Raw genomic sequence first — 20,625 nt, forward strand, 5'->3', positions numbered from 1 at the left:
GGAGGGGCGGGCTCGTCGTCGTTCGGCCCTGCGCTCACCGGGCCCTGTGCTCACCAGGCCCTACGCTGGTCCGATGGCCGATTGGAAGTACCCGGTGCGCCGGGCGCGCACGAGTGACGTCCCCTTCATCCAGGAGCTGAGCGAGCCCCTCGTCAACGAGCGGATCCTCCTGGGCAAGGACCGAGTGGTGCTCTACGGAGCCGTGCAGGAGTTCCGCATCGCCGAGGACGGCGAGGGCAACGCCATCGGCTGCGGCGCGCTGCACGTGATGTGGGACGACATCGCGGAGGTGCGCACTCTCGCGGTCTCGCAGGACTGGCTCGGCCGCGGAGTCGGCCACCACATCCTGGAGCGGCTCGAGAACGACGCCCGCGAGCTGGGGCTCAAGCGCTTGTTCTGCCTGACCTTCGAGGTCGACTTCTTCCAGCGCCACGGCTACGCGCCGATCGGCGAGAAGGTCGTCGACCCCGAGGTGTACGCCGAGCTGCTCCGCTCTCCCGACGAGGGTGTCGCGGAGTTTCTCGACCTCGCCCGGGTGAAGCCGAACACGCTCGGCAACACCCGGATGCTGAAGACGCTCTGACGGCTGCGGCGTCGTAGCCTGTTCCGGTGACTCCGCCGCCCCGCCGCCTGCCCTCCCGGGTCTACCGCAGGCGCAGGGCCGGCGTGCTGCTGGCGCTCCTCGTGATCGTGGCGGGCCTGGTCGTGCTGCTGTCCCTCCGGCCGTGGGCGGGATCGCGGGAGGCGGCCGACGACGCGGGTCCGTCGAGCAGCCCGCTGCCCACGCTCTACCCCTCGACCATGCCGACGGCCTCGGGAGCCGTGCCGGACTGCACCGCCGACATGGTGGCGGTCACGGCGGTGACGGACTCGACGAGCTACTCCTCGGACGAGAATCCGCAGCTCTCGCTCTCGCTCGCCAACATCTCGAACTCGGACTGCGTGATCAACGCGGGGACGTCGCAGCAGGTCTTCACGATCACGAGCGGCTCCGACCCGATCTGGTCGTCGACCGACTGCCAGACCGGCGCCTCCGACCTGGACGTGCTGCTGCAGTCGGGCCGCACGGTGACCGGGAGCCCGATCACCTGGGATCGCACCCGCTCCTCGCCGGACACCTGCGACGGCGGACGCGAGGCGGTCCCCGGCGAGGGTGCCGCCTACGCACTCTCGGTGTCGATCGCGGGCATCCCGTCCGGGTCGACCACTCAGTTCCTGCTGCGGTAGGTCTCGCCCGCTCGGCGGACGCGGCGCGCCACGTTCCGCGCCTACGCTCGGGGACATGAGGGCCACTCTCTCCGCTGTCCTGTCCGCTGCCACGGCCGGTGGGCTGCTCCTCGCGGCGCTCCTCGCAGCGCCGGCCGCTGCGGCCGATGCGCTGCGAGCGGGCGTGGACGACTTCCGCTTCTCGGAGTACTCGGCCGATTTCGTGCTCGACCGCGACGCCGAGGGCCGATCGATCCTGACGACGGAGGAGACGTTCGTCGCCGAGTTCCCGTCGAACCAGAACCGCGGGATGCAGCGGGCGATCCCGCTCGAGTTCGAGGGGCGGCCGACCGACGTCGATCTCGTCTCGGTGACGGACGGCGACGGCGCGCCCCGGCCCGTCGACACGGAGTCGGAGGACGGCTTCCTGATCGTCACGAGCGCCGCGGACGACTACGTCAGCGGCAGCCAGACCTACGTGTTCACCTACACGCAGCGGAACGTGACACTGCCCGCCTCGGGGACGTCGAGCGGAGAGGACGAGTTCTACTGGGACGCGAACGGCACCGCCTGGCGCCAGCCGTTCGACGACTACCGGATCCGGGTGGAGCTGGGCCCGGGGCTCGCGGAGGCCGCGACCGGGACGGCGTCCTGCTACCGGGGCGTCGCCGGCTCGACGGACGGCTGCGTGCTCGACGAGGCCGACGGAGTGGTCACCGCCTCCGGCAGCGACCTCGCCGCGGGGGAGAACGTCACGATCGCGGTCGGGTTCGCGCCGGGCACGTTCACCCCGCGCGACGACAGCTATTTCGCGGCCGCCTGGGGGTGGGTGCAGCTGATCGGACTGGCTGCGTCGCTGGTGCTGCTTGTCCTTGCCGCGCGACGGCGTGCCACGGTGCTGAAGGACGCACCGGGCAGGCCGACGATCATCGCCGAGTACGAGCCTCCGGTGCAGGGGCTGTTCCTGTCGGCGCAGCTGAGGTCGAAGACGACGCGGGCCGCCGCGGCGGCGCTGGTCGACTCCGCGGTGCGGCGGTTCGCGCGGATCGAGGAGGTCGAGGGGCGCAAGGGGAAGCCGTCGTTCCTCCTGCGGGTACTGGATCCGGCCGAGGTGTCGCTGCGGCGCGCCGGGCGGCCGCGTCCGCTGGCGGTCGACGAGCAGCGCTTCCGGGACATCGCGTTCGGTCCGTCGCCGGCGCCCGGGACAGTCCGTGATCTGGCCGAGAAGGACAAGGCGTTCGGCAAGGAGGTCACCGCTCTGTTGAGCACGCTGCCCAAGCGGGCCGAGGAGGAGGGGCTGCGGCGGCCGGGGACGGTGCGCGGATCGGTCTGGCTGATCCTGGCCACGGTCGTGGCGGTGATCGTCGCGGTGGTCGGCGGGGCGGGTCTGCTCGCGGCGTCGCTGGGTGGGGCGCTGCCGTTCGTCCTGGTGCTCGTGGCGATCGCGATCGGGGCGCTGGTGTGCGTGCTGCTGGCGAAGGTGCCCGTGATGGCGGCGGGGGCGGAGCTGCGCGATCATCTGCGCGGGCTGGAGCTGTATCTGAAGCTGGCGGAGGCGGATCGGTTCGCCGTTCTGCAGTCGCCGGAGGGCGCGCAGCGCCGGATGCTCGGACCGGTGGAGGTCGTGGAGGTGACCGAGCGGCTGCTGCCGTGGGCGGTGCTGCTGGGGCTCGAGTCGGAGTGGGCGACGGCGCTGTCGGTCGCGTACGAGCAGGCGGGCGAGGATCCGGTCTGGTACTCCGGGTCGAGCGGATTCCAGGCGGCGGCGTTCGCGAGCAGCGTGTCGTCGTTCTCGTCGTCGGCATCGAGCTTCGTGGGCTCGTCGACGAGCTCGTCGAGCGGTGGTGCCGGTGGCGGCGGCAGCTCGGGCGGAGGCGGCGGGGGTGGCGGAGGCGGCGGGGTCTAGGCGCCCTGCATGACGGGCGCTGGCCGATCCGAGCCGTGCTCGGTCTAGGCGCCCTGCATGCTCGATCGCGGGCCGGAGCGGCCCTCGGGGATGCGCGTGGGCACCGGCACGAGGGCGTGCGTGATGGCGCTCGAGAGCGTGAAGGCGCCGGAGTCGAGGTGCGAGGAGTGGCCGAGGCGAGTGGCCTCGTTGGCGCGCTGCTTGGCTCCGGAGGCGGGGCGGATGTCTCCGGAGAGGCTGATCTCGCCGAACGCGGCGATGCCGGGCCGGAGCGGCGTGTACGCGTGGGCGGAGGCGATCGCGACGGCGATGGCGAGATCGGCCGCGGGCTCCATCAGCTTCACTCCGCCGACCGTCGACACGTAGACGTCGCACCGGCGCAGCGGGATGCCGGCCTGCCGTTCGAGGACGGCGAGGATCATCGCGACGCGCGAGGCGTCGACTCCGTTGGTGACGCGGCGCGGGTGCTCGCCGTCGTTCGCGATGACGAGCGCCTGGATCTCGACGGGCAGGGCGCGTCGGCCCTCCATCGCCACCGTGACGCAGATGCCCGGGGTGGGGAAGCGGGTGCGCGAGAGGAACAGGCCGCTCGGGTCGGGGATCTCGGCGATGCCCTCGGCGGTCATCTCGAAGCAGCCGACCTCGTCGGTCGGGCCGAACCGGTTCTTGAGCGAGCGGACGAAGCGCAGGGCCGTCTGCCGGTCGCCCTCGAAGTGGCAGACCACGTCGACCAGGTGCTCGAGCAGGCGCGGGCCGGCGATCGAGCCGTCCTTCGTGACGTGGCCGACGAGCACCAGGGGGAGCGCGCGCTCCTTGCAGACCCGGATGAGCGTGGCCGCGACCTCGCGGACCTGGCTCGGACCGCCGGGCAGGCCGTCGACGGTGTCGCTCGCGACGGTCTGCACCGAGTCGACGATGAGGAGGTCGGGCTGCACCTCGTCGATCTGACCGAGGACCGTCGCGAGGTCGGTCTCGGCGGCGAGGTAGAGGCTGTCGTGCATCGCGCCGGTGCGCTCGGCGCGCATGCGGACCTGCGCGGCCGACTCCTCGGCGCTGACGTAGAGGACGCGCTGGCCCTCGGCGGCGGCGCGGGAGGCCACTTCGAGCAGCAGCGTGGACTTGCCGACGCCCGGCTCGCCCGAGAGCAGGACGACGGCACCCGAGACGATGCCGCCGCCGAGCACGCGATCGAGCTCGCCGACGCCGGTGGGCCGGTGGCGGGCGCCGGAGGTGGTCGGGATCTCGGTGATCGGCCGGGCGACGCGGTTCGCGGACGGCGCGACGGCGGCGACGGCGCGCACGAGCCCGGTGCGCTCCGTGCTCTCGACGACCGTGCCCCACTGCTGGCACTCGCCGCAGCGGCCGACCCACTTCGCGGTCGTCCAGCCGCACTCCGAGCAGCGGTAGGCGGCGGTGCGCGTCTTCGAGGCGGCCATGAGGTCCTTCCGGAGCGGGGCTGGGTGGGGGTGGATCGGCGTCAGCGAGGCTACGAGCGGCCTCCGACATCGGAGCGTTCCTTCGAACGTGTCTTCGACGATAGCCGCCACCGCCGACACTCGTCCGCAGCGCGCCCGGCCCGGGGAGAAGTGCTCGGGATCGAGGCCTGGGGAGAAGCGCCGCTTCGTGGAGCGGCGAGCCCGAGCTGTCGGAGGTCTGCGCGAGACTGACCCCATGTCGTCGTCAGTGCACCACCTCAAGTCCGGCCGCGCGCTCGGCGTCACCTGGACGGGGCCGGAGCACGCCGAGCACGTCGTCGTGCTCGCGCATCCCGCTCCCGGATCGGCCGACTTCGACCCCGACCCCGAGGCGACCGCGCGCCACGGCGTGCGCCTGCTCTCGGTCGACCGTCCCGGGTACGGCGCGTCCGAGCTGCTGAACGATCTCGACCAGGCCGGCGCGGGCGCCCCCGCCACCCCCGAGCGGGCCGCCGCCGACATCGCCGAGTACCTCGCGACGATCGGCATCGCCTCGGTCACCGCGGCGGGCTGGTCGGCCGGCGGCCGCGTCGCGCTCGCCCTTTCGGCCAACTACCCCGGTCTCGTCGAGCGCGTGGCCGTCCTCGCGACTCCGGCGCCCGACGACGCCGTGCCGTGGGTCGGCGACGCCAACCGGGCGATGCTCGAATCGCTCCGGGCGCTGCCGTCCGCCGACGCCGTCCGTGCCCTCGACACGATGCTCGGCGAGGCCTTCGGCCCGGCCCCCGACCCGGCCGCCCTCCTCGGGATGCTCGGCGCGGCCGGCGCCGACGCCCCGCTCCTCGAGGCACCCGGCGTCCGCGACCGCCTCCTCCGCATGCTCGAACGCGCCGCCGCGCAGGGCACCACCGGCATGGCCGCCGACATCGTCGGCTACACCCTGCTCGACTGGGGCTTCGCGGTCGACCAGGTCGCGTCGCCCGCGCTCCTCCTCTACGGCGCCGAGGACCCCGAGGTCGGCCGCGTGCACGGCGAGTGGTACGCCGCGCGCCTCGCCGACTCCCGCCTCGAGGTCGTCCCGGGCCGCGGCCACCTGTTGGCCGTCTCGGAATGGGACCGCGTGCTGTCGTTCCTCCTGTTCGCGGCGGTCTGAGCCGCCCCTGCTCGCGGCCACCGACCGTCCGGCGCCTCGCGTCCGCGCCGATTGGCGCGACTTGAGAGCGTCGCGTACACTCGACCCCGGTACCGTGTCCGAGCGGCCGAAGGAGCATGTCTCGAAAACATGTGTGGGCTTGCGTCCACCGTGGGTTCAAATCCCACCGGTACCGCCACGAGAAGGCCCCCCGCTTCCACGGAAGCAGGGGGCCTTTCGTCTTGCTCGGAACCGCTGATCCTGATTGGCTCGGACGCCTTGTCCTCAGGGTGGGGACAAGCCGCTCGTGTAGCGAGTTTTGTCCCCCTTGAACGGGGTCTAGGGCGGAATGCGGCGGGGTGGGACGATCCGGTAGGACTCGGCGATCGTCGACCCGCTCACTCGACGAACCCGGAAGATCCCGACTTTCATGCGCAAAGCCGCACTCAGCTTCTCCCTCTTGCTCGCCCTCTTGATGTCCTTGCTTGTGGCCGCCCCAGCGCAGGCCGCAGGATCGCCCTCCCCGCCCACGAATGTCGTCGCAACAGACGACGGTTGCACCGATACGGTGACGCTTTCGTGGACTGCGTCCACTCAGGCAGTCGCCGGTTACCGTATTCACATCTACGGAATCGAGCAGATCTATGAAGGTGGGGAATACTATGGAAACGAACGGTACACTCTCGCTTCGCTCGACGTTGCCGGTCGGACTTCGGCCGTCGTAAAGATTCCTCGGTACGACCGCGAACTTCATATCGAAGTTGCGGCCGTCACGAATATGTCCGCTCCTTTTACAGGAGGGGCCAATGGGGAGTCGCTTCAGAGTTCGTCGACTCAGAGTATCTCCGCAACCACGAAGCTCTATCATTTCGGTGCTGTGCCGGCGCCTATCAACGTGACAGCGGCAGCGGATACAGACACTGGGCTTACGACTCTCCGTTGGGAAGCGCCGTCTCTCGCAGGCCAGCCCTGCGACTTCCAGTCGTATCGCTCGTATGTGCGTGACACGTACGTGTCGGACGATGACTACGGGTCCGACCCGGACGTCGATTGGCTGGAACCGACGACTTCATCAAAGACCGTCCAACTCGAAACTAACCATCGATACGAGTTCTGCATTTGGGCGTCGTCTCCGTTCGAGGGTTATTACGGGGATGAGTACACTGAATATGCTAGTTCCCCGGAATCTTGCGTCCTGTTCGGTACCGGGAGGGCAATACCCTCGGAGCCGGGTGACGTGTGGTCAGAAACTGTCGGAACATCGATCACCGTTGGATGGCGCTCGCCCTACACCGACGGCGGTAGCGATATCACCGGCTATCGAGTTGCCCGCACCGGGGTGGATGCGTCGGGCAACGGCCCTTGGTCGACGACCGTCTCCGCCGACAAGCGATCGCAGACTTTTACCAATCTGCGTTCGAACACGAACTACACCTTCACGGTGCAGGCGATCAATGCGATCGGAGTCGGCCCCTTCCTATCCGTCGAGGGTGTCTCCAACCCGTACTCGCCGCCTTCCACGCCGACATCGGTAGGTGGAACCGTCAACAACACGGCTCGCACGGCGACCATCGGGTGGATGCCGCCGACGAGCCCCGGGAACCCGGCGATCACCGGCTACCGCGTCTCCCGCAGCGGAGTCGACAACGCGGGCTCCGGTCCGTGGTCGACCGTGGTCGCTTCAAGCGCTCGGTCGTACACCTTCACCAACCTCGCAGCGGGAGGCACCTACACGCTCAGCGTCACGGCGATCAACGCCGGCGGAGAGAGCTCGCCGACCTCGACGGTCGTGGCGCTCAGCGGGTCCGCGCTCACCGCCCCCACTCCGACCATCAGTGGCACCGCGACCGTCGGGTCGACCCTGACGGCGAACGCCGGGACGTGGGGGCCGGCTCCGGTGGCGCTCGCGTACCAGTGGCGCGCGAACGGCACGGCCATCAGCGGCGCGACCGCGGGCACCTACCGGCTAGCGGCGACGGAGGCGGGGAAGACGATCACCGTCGCGGTGACCGGCTCCAAGAGCGGGTACGTGTCGACGACGCGGGTCTCGACTGCGACTGCGGCGGTCTCGGGGGGTGCGCTGACGGCGGCGACTCCGACCGTCACCGGCACGGCGAAGGTGGGCTCCACCCTCACCGCGAACCCGGGGACGTGGGGTCCGGCACCCGTGAGCTTCTCCTACCAGTGGAAGGCCGACGGTGTCGCGCTCTCGGGAGCGACAGCCAGCACCTACACGCCCTCCAGCGCGACTCTCGGCAAGAAGATCAGCGTGACGGTCTCGGGTGGCAAGACCGGGTACACCGGAGCGAGCCGCACCTCCGTCGCCACCGCGGCGGTCGTGGCCGGCACGTTCGCCGCCGTGACGCCGACGATCACCGGCACTGCCAAGGTCGGCTCCACCCTGACCGCGGTACCGGGCGAGTGGGGTCCCGCGCCGGTCGCCTTCACCTACCAGTGGAAGGCGAACGGAACGGCGCTCTCCGGCGCGACGGGCAGCACCTACCGGCCGTCAGCGGCCACCCTGGGCAAGACGATCACGGTCACGGTGTCCGGGACGAAGGCCGGCTACACCTCGGCGACTCGGACGTCGGCGGCCACTGCGGCCGTCGCCTCCGGCACCCTGACCGCGGTGACCCCGAAGATCACCGGCACCGCGAAGGTCGGCTCGACTCTCACCGCGACCGCCGGAACGTGGGGGCCTGCGCCGGTGGCGCTGACCTACCAGTGGAAGGCGAACGGAACGGCGATCAGCGGCGCGACCGCGACCACCTACAAGCCGACCAGCGCGACCGTGGGGAAGACGATCACGGTCACCGTCACGGGGAAGAAGACCGCGTACACCACGGCGACGCGCACCTCCACGGCAACGGCGGCAGTGGTCAGGTAACCGCGACGAGGACCGGTTCGACGGTCGGATGAAGGCCCCCGCTCCCCGTGAGCGGGGGCCTTCGCCGTGAGCGGCTCGCCGAGCTCCTCGGCGGAGGCGGCGAAAGCGTGGACCCGTCCGTTCGCCTCGCGACCGACGTCCTGCGCTCGTCGTCCGTCGACGGAGGCTCGCTGCGACACTCGACGGATGCGACCGGTGACGTACGGAGCGACCGCGGGCCTGCTCGCGCTTGCAGGGACGGTCCTTCTCGGAGGTCTGCCCTCCGCCCTGCACGGTGGTGACCTGATCACAGGAGTGGTCGGCGGAGTGATCGGCCTCGTCTGGGGAGCGGCGCTGTCGCTCCCGCTCGGGGTGCTCTGGATGCTCGTCCTCGTCGGCACGCTCCGACTGATCGGGCGCCGACGTTGGTGGGCGGGGGCGTCGGCCGGCCTGCTGGCGGGAGCGGCGGTGGCTGCCGTGCTGCTCGTCGTCCTCGAGAGCTCCCCGATCTCGAGCGAGGGAGGCGTAGCGCAGCAGCAGGCGCTCATGGCGGAGGAGCGCTGGGCTCTGCTGCCGTCCGTCCTCTGGAGTGCGGTGGCGGGCGCGGTTCCGCTCGTGCATCTCGCGAAAGGGTCCGGTCGCTGTCTCCGCGGTCCGACGCGCAGAACCTCGGCCAGGAGTGGTGCTCAGCCACGATCGTGGCTGACGGGTGGTCCTGGCTGACGTTCCGGCGCGGGCCGGCGTCAGCGGCGGCGGGTGGACGCCGCGTGCGCGACGAGCGTGGCGACGACGCCGACGGCGACGCCGATGGCGGTCTCGAGGGCGCGGTCGCGGAGGAGGACGAGCTCGTCGGTGCGGTGCGCCAGCTCGACCATCAGGATCGCGAGCGGGGTGACGAAGGCGAGGGTCAGGCCGTAGTTGCGGCCGACGAAGAGCTCGGCGAGGACCTGGAGGAGGACGACGACGGCGATCGTGGCCAGCGGCGACAGGGGGAGGGCGAGCAGGGCGGCGGCGATCGCGACTCCGACGACGGTGCCGAGCATCCGGTGGCCCGCGCGGACCAGGCGGGCGGCGGTGTCGGCGCCCGACACGGCGGCGACGGCGGCGACCATCGCCCAGTAGGGGTGGCCGAGGCCGGTGGCGGTGGGGATCGCTCCCGAGACCAGGACGACGGCGCCGAAGCGGAGCATCGCGGCGCGGGTCGAGGGGCGTGTGGCGGCCGCCCGGAACGAGGTGCGCCAGGGGGTGGGCGGAAGGCGGCGGGCGCGAGGGGAGGCCGCTCCGGCCACTCCGATGAGGAGCGCGAAGGCGGCGGACGCGGCCGAGAGGAGGAACGCCTCCGGGATGCGGGCGGCATCGGTGGGGACCGAGGCGCACGCCGTCACGGCGAAGACAGGGAAGAGGGGGCCGGGCGGGTGCCAGTGCAGGGCGTCGCTCAGGTACGCGGCGGCGACGGCGACCGCGACGACAACGGGGATGATCAGCCACTCGCGGGCGGGGGAGAGAGCGACGGCGGTGCCGACGGTCACCACGGTGACGAGGTAGGCGGCGGCCGAGAGCTGCATCCGCAGGCGCGGGCGGTGGGTGTGCTGCCGGCCGTAGAGGGCGGTGAAGGCGCCGAAGGTCGCGTAGAGCGCGAGGTCGGTGCGTCCGAAGGCCCAGAGCACGAGGAGGGGGACGGCCATCGAGACGCCGGCGCGGATCGCGACGCGGTGGGCGCCGGCGTGCGGACCGAGGGTGACGAGCTCCTTGGGGTGAGGGAGCGGTGGCAGCAGGGTGGTGGGCATGGCGTCCTCGGGTCGGCAGGCGGATCCGAGCGGCACCGGCCGGAAGTGGTTCACGGGTGAATCAGATATACTTTACTCGTGAATCACTTCGGGAGTCCAGCGCGCGACGCGGTCGACGAGATCCGCGAGGGCTGGGCGGCGCTGCGGCCCGAGCTCGACACCGAGGCGGTCGACGTGATCGGCCGGCTGATCCGCGCCTCCGCGCTCGTCGTGCGGGCGACGGAGGAGCGGCTCGCCGCCCACGGGCTCACCCGCGGCGAGTTCGACGTGCTGACGACGCTGCGGCGCGCCGGGGAGCCGCGGTCGCCGAGCGCACTGCGGACCATCGGGCTCGCCTCCGCTCCCGCGATCACGAAGCGGCTGCACGCGCTCGAGAAGCGCGGGCTCGTCGTGCGGTCGGCGAATCCGGCCGACGGGCGGGGGGCACTGATCGCGCTCACCGAGGACGGTGTCGAGCTGATCGACAGGGCGTTCCCCGAGGTGCTCGCGGTCGAGCGCGAGCTGCTGGCGGGAGTGTCCGCGGCGCAGCGGGCCGAGGCGGCGCGCTCGCTCCGCGCGGTCCTCGCGAGCGTGGAGTCGGCGCACGAGCGCTGAGCGGGCACGGCGTCCGCTCCGGCGCGCTCGCTACCGTGGGGGCATGCGCCTGACCTCCAGCTTCACCGTGGCCACCCGGCCGCCGCTGCTGCAGCTGGTCAAGACGGCCGTCGCGACCGTCGTCACCTGGGGCATCGCGGCCGCGGTGTTCCCCGGCACGCTGCCCGTGTTCGGCGCGATCGCGGCGCTGCTCGTCGTCGCGCCGAGCGTGAACCAGTCGTTCGCGAAGGCGCTCGAGCGCAGCGTCGGGGTGATCCTGGGTGTCGTGCTCGGCTCGGTGATCGGGACGCTGTTCGGCGGCGAGAGCGTGATCGTGCTGATCGCGATCGTGGCCGCGATCGCGGTGGGCTGGGCTGTGCGGCTGACGCCGGCCTCGGCGGTGCAGATCCCGATCAGCGCGATGCTCGTGCTCTCGGTCGGCGCGGTCACTCCGAACTACGCGTTCGACCGCATCGTCGAGACGCTGATCGGCGCGGCGGTCGGAGTCGTCGTCAACGGGCTCCTCGTGCCGCCGGTCGCGCTGGGGCCCGCCGAGAGGGCGGTCGGCGACCTCACCGCGCAGCTCGCCGCGGCGCTCGACGACCTGGCCGACGCCCTGCAGGCGCCGGTGCAGCGGCGGCGCCTCGACGAGCTGCTGATCAACGCGCGGCTGCTGCAGACCATGCAGGGGAAGGCCGAGGCGGCGATCGTCACGGGCGAGGAGTCGCTCCGCCTCAATCCGCGCCGCTCCGCCCACCGCGACCGTCTCGCGGCGCTCGACTCCGTCACTCCGCGGCTCGGCCGGATCGTCACACGAGTGCGCGGGATGACCCGCACCGTGCACGACCTCTACGACGTGGAGCTGGTGCGCGAGCCCACCATCGCCGACATCGCGGTGCAGCTGCACCGGGCGGCGCACGACCTGCGGCTGCTCGTGCAGTCGGCGGTCGACGTGCCGGAGCCGGAGGCGATCACCGACGAGCTGCCCGCGCTGACGGCGCCGCTGGTGATCGCGACGCCGCACCCCGAGCACTGGATCCTCGTGGGGGCGCTCGCCGAGGACCTGCGCCGGATCCGCGAGGAGATCGTGGGTGAGGAGTCCTGAGCGGCCCTAGGCGTCGTCGCGCAGCGCGGCCGGATCGGTCGCCTCGGCGTGCTGGGTCTTGCCCTCGGCGATGAGCGAGTCGTCGTCGGTGAGGATGCCGACGAGCTCGGTCACGCGGCCACGGGCGGCGCCGAGCGGATCGGCGATCGGAGCGTCCTCCTCGGAGCGGTCGATCTCGGCGTCGGGGTAGCGCTGGAGCTCGGCCTCGTCGCGATCGGGCTGCGGAGCGCGGGCGTGCTCGACGCAGAGCCTCGCCACCTCCTCGGCGTGCGCGTGCATGACGGAGTGGGCGGCGCCGGGGATCTCCCACGCGCGGGCGTGCGGCATCGACTCCGCCAGCTCCTCGATCCACTCCCGGGGCACGAGACGGTCGTGCTCGCCGCGGATGAGGAGGGCGGACGCGCGGATCCGCGGCACCGTGTCCTCGATCGGGTAGTGCATCATCTCGGGCAGCACGCGCGAGAACCAGCGCGGACCGCAGAGCAGGTAGGCGCCGACGGCGAGCAGGGCCACCCGGCGGGGCTCGCGCAGGCTCGACTGCGCGAAGCGGAGGCCCGCGATCGGGACGCGGCGCTCGTGCCGGTTCATCACGGGGCCCAGCAGCACGATCGTCGTGAGCTCGGGGCGCTGGGCGGCCAGCTCGGCGACGACCTGCGTGCCCATGGAGTGGCCGAGGACGACCGGGTCCACGAGGCCCAGCTCGTCGATCACGCGCCCGACGAGCGCGGCGTAGTCGGGGATGCTCATGTGCCGGGCGTGCGGCGGGTGCGGGACGCCGCCGAATCCGGGTAGATCGAGGGCGTGCACGGGGCCGAACTCGTTGAGCGCGGGCGCGAGGCGCTCGAAGTACGTGGCCGCGACTCCGATGCCGGGGACCAGCACGAAGGTGCGCTCGCCGGTGCGGCCGACGGTGCTGACCCGGGCCCAGACGTCCTCGTGGCGGACGCGCTGCACCGAGACGTCGGTGCGCTTGTAGCGGCGGCGCGGATCGCGGCGGCGGGACCGGGCGGTGGCGAACGCCTCGCGCACGCGGGTGCGGGCACCGAGGGCGAGTGAGCGGAGGCCTCGGGGCACGGAGCGCCTCCTTCGATCGGGGGTGAGTGGTCGGAGCGAGCCTAGAGGCTCGTCCGAGCGCTCAGATCAGCATGTCCTCCGAACGGTGGAGGATCAGCCGGGCCGGGCCGAGGTGGAGGACGCCGTTGCCCAGCGGTGCTGTCCGCACGCCGCCGCGCCGTCGCAGCGCCTTGTGAGCGCCGGGGGCGAGCGCGACGTCGAGCCACGCGCAGGGGTTCGCCGGACGGCCGCCCTGGAACTCGATCCGCTGGTCGTCCTGCTCGAGTGCGAAGGTGCGGCCGGCGAGCGCGTCGACGTCCGCTCCGCGCAGGGTGATGTTGCGGCGTGCATCCGCCGGATCGAACGGCGCCGCCCGCAGCTCGGCGGCCGCGTGCTCGAGCGACTCGATCGCGAACAGGGTGATCGCGGCGGTGCGATGGGCCCGCTGCGCGAAGTAGCGGTCGCCGACGATGCCGAGCCCGGCGCGGATCTCGATCCGATCGGGCTGCTCGTTGCCCTCGAACGGGATCGCCCCGTCGGCGGGCCGGCCCTCGTAGCGGTGGAGCGGCGACACGACGAACCGCACGATCTCGATCGAGGCGGCTTCCATGCGCTCCACGCTACGCGGGCTCGACCCGCCGGTGGCTCACGCGAGGTACACGCCGTCGACCCGACGGGGGACACCCAGCGGGTTGCCCTCGCGCAGGGCGAGCGGCAGCAGGCGCTCCGGAGCGTCCTGGAACGCGACCGGACGCTGGAAGCGGCGGACCGCCGTCGCTCCGACCGAGGTGTGCTGCGAGGTGGTCGCCGGCCACGGCCCTCCGTGCTGCTGCGCCCACGAGACGGCGACACCCGTCGGCCAGCCGGCGAAGAGCACCCGACCGCTGCGGTCGACGAGCGCGGCGAGCACGTCGTCGACGTCGTCGTCGGCCTCGGAGTGGAGGGTCGCCGTGAGCGAGCCCTCGAGTCCGTCGAGAGCGGCGAGCAGGTCGTCGCGCTCGCCGTAGCGCACGAGCAGCGTGGCCGGGCCGAAGACCTCGGCGCCGAGCACCTCGTGCTGCTCGACGAACACGGCGCTGTCGACGGCGTAGACACCGGGGCTGCCGGCGCCGGAGGAGGCGAGCAGCGTCTGCACGCCCTCGACCCCGGCCAGCGCGGTGGAGCCCTGGACGAACCCGTCGGCGATCGATCCGGTCAGCATGGTCGCGGCCGGCGTGGTGACGGCCGCGGGCAGTGCCTGCTCGAGAGCGGAGCCCTCCGGCACGAAGACGATGCCCGGCTTGGTGCAGAACTGGCCGACCCCGAGTGTGAAGGAGCCCGCGAGTCCAGCCGCGAGCTCGCCTCCGCGCGCCGCGTCGGCCGCCGCGGTCACGACGACCGGGTTCGCGCTGCCCAGCTCGCCGAAGAACGGGATCGGAGCCGGTCGCGCGGCGGCCCGGTCGGCCAGCGCGCGGCCTCCGCGGACGGAGCCCGTGAACGCCGCGGCGGTGATGCCGGGGTGCTCGACGAGGTCGATCCCCTCCTGGTACCCCTCGATCATGCCGAAGAGCCCGGCCGGAGCGCCCGCGGCGGCGAGCGCCTCCGTGACGATCGCGGCCGTGCGGAGGGACGTGCGCGGGTGGCCCGGGTGCGCCTTCACCACGACGGGGCAGCCGACGGCCAGGGCCGAGGCGGTGTCGCCGCCCGCCACCGAGAAGGCGAACGGGAAGTTCGACGCGGCGTACACCGCGACCGGACCCAGTGGCACGAGCACCCGTCGCAGGTCGGGGCGGGGCGGGGTGGTCGTGGCGTCGGCGTGGTCGACGACGGCCTCGAGGTACGAGCCCTCCTGGACGACCGACGCGAACAGCCGCAGCTGCGCGGTGGTGCGGGCGACCTCGCCGGGCAGGCGCGGCGAGCCCAGGTGGGTCTCGGCGTCGGCCAAGGCGACGAGCTCGGCCGAGGCGGCGTCGAGGGCGTCGGCGACAGCGACGAGCCAGCCCGCGCGCTCGGCGTCGGAGGCGCGGCGGGCCGCGGGGGCTGCAGCGACGGCCGCCCGGACGGCGGAGTCCACGGCGCTCACGCGACCATCTCCCGCGCGGTCTCGAGCAGCCCGGAGAGCACCGACAGCTGCGCCGGCGACGGATCCACGAGCGGCGCGCGCACGGAGCCGGCGTCGATCCCGCCGAGCCGGACTCCCGCCTTGATCAGCGAGACCGCGAAGCCCGGGGTGGTGTCGCGCAGCTGGATCAGGGGTGTGTAGAAGCCGTCGAGCAGGCGGCGCTGCACGGCGACGTCGCCGTCGCGGTAGGCGGCGTAGAAGGCGAGCGCGATGTCCGGCGCCATCGCGAACACGGCGGAGGAGTAGAGCGGCACGCCGATCGCGCGGTACGCGGCCTGGCTGGCCTCGGCCGTGAGCAGTCCGTTGAAGAACTGCACGTCCTCGCGGCCGACGCGGGCGGCCAGGTTCACGAACTGCTGGGCGAGCGCGATGTCGCCGACCCCGTCCTTGATGCCGACGAGGGTCGGCAGGGCGAGCAGGCGCTCGGCGGTGCGGAGGCTGAAGGCCGCGGTGCCGCGGTGGTACGCGATCAGCGGCAGCGAGGTGGATGCGGCGAGCTGCTCGACGTAGCGCGCGATGCCCTCCTGCGGCCCCCGCACCAGGTACGGCGGAAGGATCAGCAGGCCGTCGACGCCGCTCTCCTCGGCCGCGCGGATGCAGGCGCGGGCGTGGCCGAGCGGGCCGCCGACTCCGGCGATCACCGGCACGCGACCGGCGGTGGCCTCGACACCGGTGCGGACGGTCGTGGCGTACTCGTCGATGCCGAGCGCGTGGAACTCGCCCGTTCCGCAGGCGATGAAGACTCCGCCGGCTCCGGCCGAGACTCCTCCGCCCACGTGCGCGGCGAGCGCCTCGACGTCGACGCGGTCGTGCTCGTCGAACGCGGTGACGGGGAAGAAGAGGACGCCGTCCAGAGCGCGGACGCCCCCGGGTGCCTCGGTGGTCGCGTCGGTCATCGGGGTGCTCCTCGTGAGGGTGGTCATCAGAACCTCGGCAGGGTGGGGTCGTAGGTGGGATCGATGCGGCGCATGTAGCCGGTGTCGTCGCGGCGGCTGCGTCCGGACTCGAGGAAGACGCGGTGCTGGCGCTCGAGCGCCTCCTCGTCGAGCTCGACGCCGAGGCCGGGACCCCTGGGCACGACGATGTCGCCGTCGACGATCTCGAGGGCTCCGGGCCGGACGATGTCGTCGCCCCGGTTCCACGGGTAGTGGGTGTCGCAGGCGTAGCTGAGCTCGGGGCTCGCCGCGGCGACGTGCGTCATGGCGGCGAGCGAGATGCCGAGGTGCGAGTTCGAGTGCATCGACATGCCGATGCCGAACGTCTCGCAGATCGCGCCGAGCTCGCGGGTGTGCCGCAGTCCGCCCCAGTAGTGGTGGTCCGAGAGCACGATCTGCACCGCGCCCTTCGCCACCGCCTCGGGGATGTGCTCGAACGCGACGACGCACATGTTGGTCGCGAGCGGGAGGCCGGCGCCCGGGGCGACCGCGGCCATGCCGTCGATGCCGAGGACCGGGTCCTCGAAGTACTCGAGCACGTCGCGCAGCTCGTCGGCGACGTGGAGGGCGGTCTCGACGGTCCACGCGCCGTTGGGGTCGATGCGGAGCGGGTAGCCGGGGAACGCCTCGGCGAGCGCGCGGATCGCGGCGATCTCCTGCTCCGGGGCGAAGACGCCCGCCTTGAGCTTGATCGAGCGGAAGCCGTAGCGGTCGATCAGCTGCCGGGCCTGGCGGACGATGCCGTCGGGATCGAGCGCCTCGCCCCACTCGTCGGCCGGGACGTCCCTCCCGCCGTCGAGATCCGGATGCGCCGCCCACTTGTAGAAGAGGTACGCGCTGTAGGGCACGCGGTCGCGCGCCGCTCCGCCCAGGAGGTCGACGACGGGCAGGCCGACGAGGTGCCCCTGCGCGTCGTGGCAGGCCACCTCGACGATCGAGAAGACGGTGCGCTGCTCGCGCCGGGCGAGGTCGGGCTCGTCGTGCAGCAGGGCGGTGCTGATCGCGCGCTCGATGCCGACGAGGTCGAAGACGCTGCGGCCGATCACGGCGGAGCGCACGCGCTGGAGCCGGTCGAGGACGACCGCTCCGCCCGTGCCCTCGCCGAGGCCGATCACTCCGCCGTCGACGACGAGCTGGAGGATCGTCCGCAGCGCGAGCGGCTCGTGCACGCCGTCGGAGTTGAGGAGCGGAGGATCGCGGAAAGCGATGGGGGTGATGAGGAGATCGCGGATGATCACGGCGGACTAGCCCTTCGTTGCGCCGGAGGTGATGCCACGGATCAGCGACTTCTGCATGAGCAGGTAGATGACCAGGCTGGGGAGGAGTGCAAGGAGTGCGCCGACCAGGAGGACGCCCGTGCCGACCTGCGCATCGACGCGCAGGATGCTCAGGGCCACGGTGAGCGTGTAGTCGTCCGGGGAGTCGGCGGCGATGAGCGGGAGCAGGTACTGGTCCCAGATCATCATGAAGCCGAAGATCGTCACGACGCCGAGCACCGGCGTGCACAGCGGCAGGATGATCTGCCACAGCATCCGGAGCTCGCCGATGCCGTCCAGGCGGGCGGCCTCCTCGATCTCGTCGGGGATCTCCTTCATGAACTCGGTCATGAGCAGGATCGAGAAGCCCCAGACGGCGACAGGGAGGATCACGCCGAACGGAGTGCCGCGGAGGCTGATGCCGAGCAGCGGCACGTCACCGATGACCTGCGAGAGCGGCACGGCGATGACCTCCTCCGGCAGCATCATCGTGAGCAGGAAGAGCAGCAGCACGAACGACTGACCGCGGAAGCGGTGCCGGGCCAGCGCGTACGCGGCGAGGATCGACACGGCGATCTGCAGGACGAGGCCGCCGCCGACGATGACGAGCGAGTTGAGGAAGTAGCCCCACACGCCCTTCTCGGTCGCGACGCGGAACGGCTCGAGCGAGGGCGCGGCCGGGAACAGGCTGAGGCTCGTGGAGTCGGCGTTGGAGTCGAAGGCGCCCGACAGGATCGTGACGAACGGCACGGCGAAGATCACGACGACCAGCGCGCAGAGCACGAAGCGGACGACGTTCGAGACCGAGAAGCCCGGGCGCCAGCCGATCGCGCTGTCGAACTGGGTGTTCTGCGCGGTGCTGCGGGCACGGCGCGGCGAGAGGGCGGTCATGCGGACGCCTTCCGGTTCGAGAGGGTGCGGACCACGACGGTGAGCACGAGAGTGGCGACGAGGAGCAGGACGGAGGCCGCCGAGGCGACGCCGAGATCGTTCGCCTGGAAGCCGAGCGAGTAGACCCGGGTCATCCAGACCTCGGTGCTGCCGGCCGGACCGCCGCCGGTGAGCACGTAGACCTCGGTGAAGGTGCGCAGGCTCCGGATGGCCGCGAGGGTGAGCACCACCGAGACGGCGGGCCGCAGCGCCGGCAGCACGATGAAGCGCAGGCGCTGGCGCACGCTCACCCCGTCGAGGGCGGCGGACTCGTAGAGCGTCCGGTCGATGCCGGTGAGCCCGGCCAGGATGATGACCATGTTGTAGGGGGCGCCGGTCCAGATGCCGACGACCGCGATGTAGCCCAGCGCCGTGGACGGATCGCTGAGGAACTGCTGCGGCGGCACTCCGATGAGCCCGAGGGCCTGGTTCAGGAAGCCCGACTCCGTCGGGAAGTAGAGGATGCGCCAGATCTCGCCGACGACCGCGAGGGCCGTGACGACCGGGAGGAAGACCGCGGTGCGGACGAACCACAGGCGGCGGGCCTGGCCCTCGAGCAGGAGGGCGAGCACCGCTCCGAACACCAGCGCGCCGATCGTCTGCACGAGCCCGAGGACCACGGTGTGGCCGAGCGCATCGCGGAAGCGGCTGTCCGAGAGCACGCGGACGTAGTTGTCCGCGCCGACGAAGATGTCGCCGAGGAACGGCTGCACCTTCACGGTGCTCATCCGGAAGCCCTCGATCATCGGGTAGAACTTGAAGACCAGGCCCAGCAGCAGGCCCGGCGCCAGGAACGCCCAGGGGATCAGCGACCGGGCGGTCCAGGGGCGGCGGCGGGCCGCGGGCCGCCCGGCCCGGGAGCGCTGAGGCTCCCGAGCGGGCGGTCCCGTGACCGCGCCGGTGACGAGGGGGGCTGTCACTTCACGAGGTCCTGGGCCTCGAGCTGCGCCTGGAACTGCTCGTCGATGGTGGCGAGGCCCGCGGGGATGTCGCTGTCGCAGTCCGCGACCATCGCGTTCATGTTGTCGGCGAGGATCTGGCGGAACGCGGTGAAGTCGATGTTCCACGGGAACGTCTTCGAGTCGTTCGCGTAGTCCTCGGCCACGATGCTCCACCGGTCGTCACCGGTCACCGCCGCGACGTCGACCTGGTCGTTGACGGGGAGGCGGACGACCGGCTGGGAGGTGACTCCGGCCGCGTTCGTCTCGATCTTCATCGCGATCTCCTGCGCCTCGGGCGTGATCAGGAACTCGGCCAGCTGCTTCTGCAGGTCGGCCTTCTCGGAGCTGGCGCCGAAGTAGATGTTCTCGCCCTCGGCGAAGGTGGTGCTGCCCTCGGGGCCGGACGGCATCGGGATCACCTCGACGTTCTCGGCACCCACCGCGGCGTCGAACGAGCTGATGTTGTAGGGGCCGGTGAGGTAGATGCCGGCGGTGCCCTGCGCGAAGAACGGGGTCTCGGCGGTGGTCAGGTTGACGGAGCCGGGGACGATGTTGCCGGGGGTGCAGAACTGGTCGCGGATGAAGGTCATCGCCTCCTCGGCCTCGGGGGAGTCGATGACGGAGGCGTACGTGCCCTCGCCGTCCTCCTCGAGGATGTCGGCGCCGGCCTGCCAGAGGTAGGAGTTGCCCCAGCGGGCGATGTAGCCGTTCTTGGCGCTGCCGGGGACGACCATGCCGTAGGTGTCGGCCTGCCCGTTGCCGTCGGGATCCTGCGTCGCGAAGGCGTTCGCGAGGGCCGAGAGCTCGTCCCACGTGGTGGGGATCTCGAGCCCCAGCTTCTCGCGCCAGTCCTTCCGGATGATCGTGACGTTGGCCTGACGCGACCACGGCACTCCGTAGGTCGCGCCGTCCAGGCCGACGTTCTGCTCCCAGGTCTCGTCGGCTATGTCGCCCTGGCCCTCGATCGAGTCGCGCTCGATCGGGAGGATCAGGCCCTGCGCCACGTAGGTGCCGAGCGAGGACGCGTCGTTGATCAGCACGTCGGGGAGGTCCTTCTGCGAGGCGCGGGCCTGCAGCTGGGTGTCGAACTCGACGACGGGCTGGTAGTCGATCTCGACGCCCGTCTTCTCGGTGAAGGCGTCGAACACCATCTGGTAGGACGCGGCCGACTCCGCCGCGCTGCGGGTCCAGACCTCGAGGCTCTGCTCGCCCTCTGCGGCGTCGTCGGCGGGCTCGCTCGAGCAGCCGGCCACGGAGGCGACCAGGCCGGCCGCGAGGACCGCCCCGACGAGCCGCCGCGTTCGCATGGTGTTCTTCATCGAATCTCCATTCGCATATGCAAACCGTTCACATCCTTGTGAATGCGAGTGGTAGCGTATGTACGCATCGACGACGTTGTCAATGCGGAGCGGAGAGCCG

At 71.8% G+C, this 20,625-nt stretch carries 18 protein-coding genes and 1 tRNA gene; 9 read left to right on the forward strand and 10 right to left on the reverse strand.

The window, feature by feature from the left end; translation table 11 throughout:
* The first annotated feature begins 73 nt into the window (after positions 1-73).
* Genes LRG51_RS13525 through LRG51_RS13535 form a run of 3 tightly spaced genes read left to right on the forward strand, consistent with a single transcriptional unit; the run spans position 74 to position 3,112 of the window.
* Entirely contained in the window at positions 74-583 is a 510-nt protein-coding gene (locus tag LRG51_RS13525) for an amino-acid N-acetyltransferase (protein ID WP_055789862.1), read from the forward strand.
* 26 nt (positions 584-609) lie between these two features.
* The gene (locus LRG51_RS13530; RefSeq protein WP_230673195.1) at positions 610-1,227 is read left to right on the forward strand and encodes a hypothetical protein; all 618 of its coding nucleotides are present in this window, start codon (positions 610-612) and stop codon (positions 1,225-1,227) included.
* 55 nt (positions 1,228-1,282) lie between these two features.
* Positions 1,283-3,112 (forward strand): DUF2207 family protein, encoded by a 1,830-nt coding sequence (locus LRG51_RS13535; RefSeq protein WP_268966599.1) that lies wholly within the window; start codon positions 1,283-1,285, stop codon positions 3,110-3,112.
* Positions 3,113-3,156: 44 nt separating this feature from the next.
* Here LRG51_RS13535 and radA read toward each other — a convergent pair whose 3' ends face one another.
* The gene (gene radA, locus LRG51_RS13545) at positions 3,157-4,548 is read right to left on the reverse strand and encodes a DNA repair protein RadA (protein WP_082481152.1); all 1,392 of its coding nucleotides are present in this window, start codon (positions 4,546-4,548) and stop codon (positions 3,157-3,159) included.
* Between the two features lie 235 nt (positions 4,549-4,783).
* Between radA and LRG51_RS13550 the strand changes: the two genes are divergently transcribed.
* The 4 genes from LRG51_RS13550 to LRG51_RS13565 all read left to right on the forward strand — a co-directional run bounded on the left by LRG51_RS13550 (position 4,784) and on the right by LRG51_RS13565 (position 9,248).
* Positions 4,784-5,680, forward strand: coding sequence for an alpha/beta fold hydrolase (locus LRG51_RS13550; RefSeq protein WP_230673196.1), 897 nt, complete (start codon positions 4,784-4,786; stop codon positions 5,678-5,680).
* Positions 5,681-5,768: 88 nt separating this feature from the next.
* Positions 5,769-5,858 (forward strand) — tRNA-Ser (locus tag LRG51_RS13555).
* Between the two features lie 579 nt (positions 5,859-6,437).
* Positions 6,438-8,546, forward strand: coding sequence for a fibronectin type III domain-containing protein (locus tag LRG51_RS19540; RefSeq protein ID WP_268966623.1), 2,109 nt, complete (start codon positions 6,438-6,440; stop codon positions 8,544-8,546).
* A 186-nt stretch (positions 8,547-8,732) separates the two neighbouring features.
* Positions 8,733-9,248, forward strand: a complete 516-nt coding sequence (locus LRG51_RS13565) for a hypothetical protein (protein ID WP_230673198.1) — start codon at positions 8,733-8,735, stop codon at positions 9,246-9,248.
* Between the two features lie 20 nt (positions 9,249-9,268).
* Here LRG51_RS13565 and LRG51_RS13570 read toward each other — a convergent pair whose 3' ends face one another.
* The gene (locus LRG51_RS13570; protein ID WP_230673199.1) at positions 9,269-10,312 is read right to left on the reverse strand and encodes an FUSC family protein; all 1,044 of its coding nucleotides are present in this window, start codon (positions 10,310-10,312) and stop codon (positions 9,269-9,271) included.
* A gap of 78 nt (positions 10,313-10,390) precedes the next feature.
* Here LRG51_RS13570 and LRG51_RS13575 point away from each other — a divergent pair, with 78 nt between their 5' ends.
* Positions 10,391-10,906, forward strand: coding sequence for a MarR family winged helix-turn-helix transcriptional regulator (locus LRG51_RS13575; protein ID WP_230673200.1), 516 nt, complete (start codon positions 10,391-10,393; stop codon positions 10,904-10,906).
* 43 nt (positions 10,907-10,949) lie between these two features.
* A complete protein-coding gene (locus tag LRG51_RS13580) occupies positions 10,950-11,990 on the forward strand; it encodes an FUSC family protein (RefSeq protein WP_230673201.1) in 1,041 nt (346 codons plus the stop codon).
* A gap of 6 nt (positions 11,991-11,996) precedes the next feature.
* Here LRG51_RS13580 and LRG51_RS13585 read toward each other — a convergent pair whose 3' ends face one another.
* The 8 genes from LRG51_RS13585 to LRG51_RS13620 form a co-directional block, all read right to left on the reverse strand.
* Positions 11,997-13,064 (reverse strand): alpha/beta fold hydrolase, encoded by a 1,068-nt coding sequence (locus LRG51_RS13585; RefSeq protein WP_157603114.1) that lies wholly within the window; start codon positions 13,062-13,064, stop codon positions 11,997-11,999.
* Between the two features lie 61 nt (positions 13,065-13,125).
* Complete coding sequence (locus LRG51_RS13590; RefSeq protein WP_055789888.1) at positions 13,126-13,653, reverse strand: MOSC domain-containing protein; 528 nt, start codon at positions 13,651-13,653, stop codon at positions 13,126-13,128.
* A gap of 36 nt (positions 13,654-13,689) precedes the next feature.
* The gene (locus tag LRG51_RS13595; RefSeq protein WP_230673202.1) at positions 13,690-15,105 is read right to left on the reverse strand and encodes an aldehyde dehydrogenase family protein; all 1,416 of its coding nucleotides are present in this window, start codon (positions 15,103-15,105) and stop codon (positions 13,690-13,692) included.
* A complete protein-coding gene (locus tag LRG51_RS13600) occupies positions 15,102-16,040 on the reverse strand; it encodes a 5-dehydro-4-deoxyglucarate dehydratase (RefSeq protein ID WP_230673203.1) in 939 nt (312 codons plus the stop codon). Before LRG51_RS13600 ends, LRG51_RS13595 begins: the two co-directional genes overlap by 4 nt.
* Before the next feature lie 26 nt (positions 16,041-16,066).
* A complete protein-coding gene (locus LRG51_RS13605; RefSeq protein WP_230673204.1) occupies positions 16,067-17,317 on the reverse strand; it encodes a glucarate dehydratase family protein in 1,251 nt (416 codons plus the stop codon).
* A 6-nt stretch (positions 17,318-17,323) separates the two neighbouring features.
* The gene (locus LRG51_RS13610) at positions 17,324-18,226 is read right to left on the reverse strand and encodes a carbohydrate ABC transporter permease (protein WP_055789898.1); all 903 of its coding nucleotides are present in this window, start codon (positions 18,224-18,226) and stop codon (positions 17,324-17,326) included.
* On the reverse strand, positions 18,223-19,185 hold the full coding sequence (locus LRG51_RS13615) for a carbohydrate ABC transporter permease (RefSeq protein ID WP_230673205.1): 963 nt from the start codon (positions 19,183-19,185) through the stop codon (positions 18,223-18,225). Before LRG51_RS13615 ends, LRG51_RS13610 begins: the two co-directional genes overlap by 4 nt.
* On the reverse strand, positions 19,182-20,525 hold the full coding sequence (locus LRG51_RS13620; RefSeq protein ID WP_230673206.1) for a sugar ABC transporter substrate-binding protein: 1,344 nt from the start codon (positions 20,523-20,525) through the stop codon (positions 19,182-19,184). The genes LRG51_RS13615 and LRG51_RS13620 overlap by 4 nt, the downstream gene beginning before the upstream one ends.
* Positions 20,526-20,625: the final 100 nt, after the last annotated feature.

This window comes from Rathayibacter sp. Leaf248, assembly GCF_920939495.1.
In the GTDB taxonomy this organism is placed as follows: Bacteria; Actinomycetota; Actinomycetes; order Actinomycetales; family Microbacteriaceae; genus Rathayibacter; species Rathayibacter caricis.

Excerpts from the sequence above, each read along its gene's own strand:
- LRG51_RS13525 (WP_055789862.1), top strand. The coding sequence starts at position 74 with ATGGCCGATTGGAAGTACCCGGTGCGCCGGGCGCGCACGAGTGACGTC.
- LRG51_RS13535 (WP_268966599.1), top strand. The coding sequence starts at position 1,283 with ATGAGGGCCACTCTCTCCGCTGTCCTGTCCGCTGCCACGGCCGGTGGG.
- radA (WP_082481152.1), bottom strand. The coding sequence starts at position 4,548 with ATGGCCGCCTCGAAGACGCGCACCGCCGCCTACCGCTGCTCGGAGTGC.
- LRG51_RS13550 (WP_230673196.1), top strand. The coding sequence starts at position 4,784 with ATGTCGTCGTCAGTGCACCACCTCAAGTCCGGCCGCGCGCTCGGCGTC.
- LRG51_RS19540 (WP_268966623.1), top strand. The coding sequence starts at position 6,438 with ATGTCCGCTCCTTTTACAGGAGGGGCCAATGGGGAGTCGCTTCAGAGT.
- LRG51_RS13565 (WP_230673198.1), top strand. The coding sequence starts at position 8,733 with ATGCGACCGGTGACGTACGGAGCGACCGCGGGCCTGCTCGCGCTTGCA.
- LRG51_RS13570 (WP_230673199.1), bottom strand. The coding sequence starts at position 10,312 with ATGCCCACCACCCTGCTGCCACCGCTCCCTCACCCCAAGGAGCTCGTC.
- LRG51_RS13580 (WP_230673201.1), top strand. The coding sequence starts at position 10,950 with ATGCGCCTGACCTCCAGCTTCACCGTGGCCACCCGGCCGCCGCTGCTG.
- LRG51_RS13590 (WP_055789888.1), bottom strand. The coding sequence starts at position 13,653 with ATGGAAGCCGCCTCGATCGAGATCGTGCGGTTCGTCGTGTCGCCGCTC.
- LRG51_RS13600 (WP_230673203.1), bottom strand. The coding sequence starts at position 16,040 with ATGACCGACGCGACCACCGAGGCACCCGGGGGCGTCCGCGCTCTGGAC.
- LRG51_RS13610 (WP_055789898.1), bottom strand. The coding sequence starts at position 18,226 with ATGACCGCCCTCTCGCCGCGCCGTGCCCGCAGCACCGCGCAGAACACC.
- LRG51_RS13620 (WP_230673206.1), bottom strand. The coding sequence starts at position 20,525 with ATGAAGAACACCATGCGAACGCGGCGGCTCGTCGGGGCGGTCCTCGCG.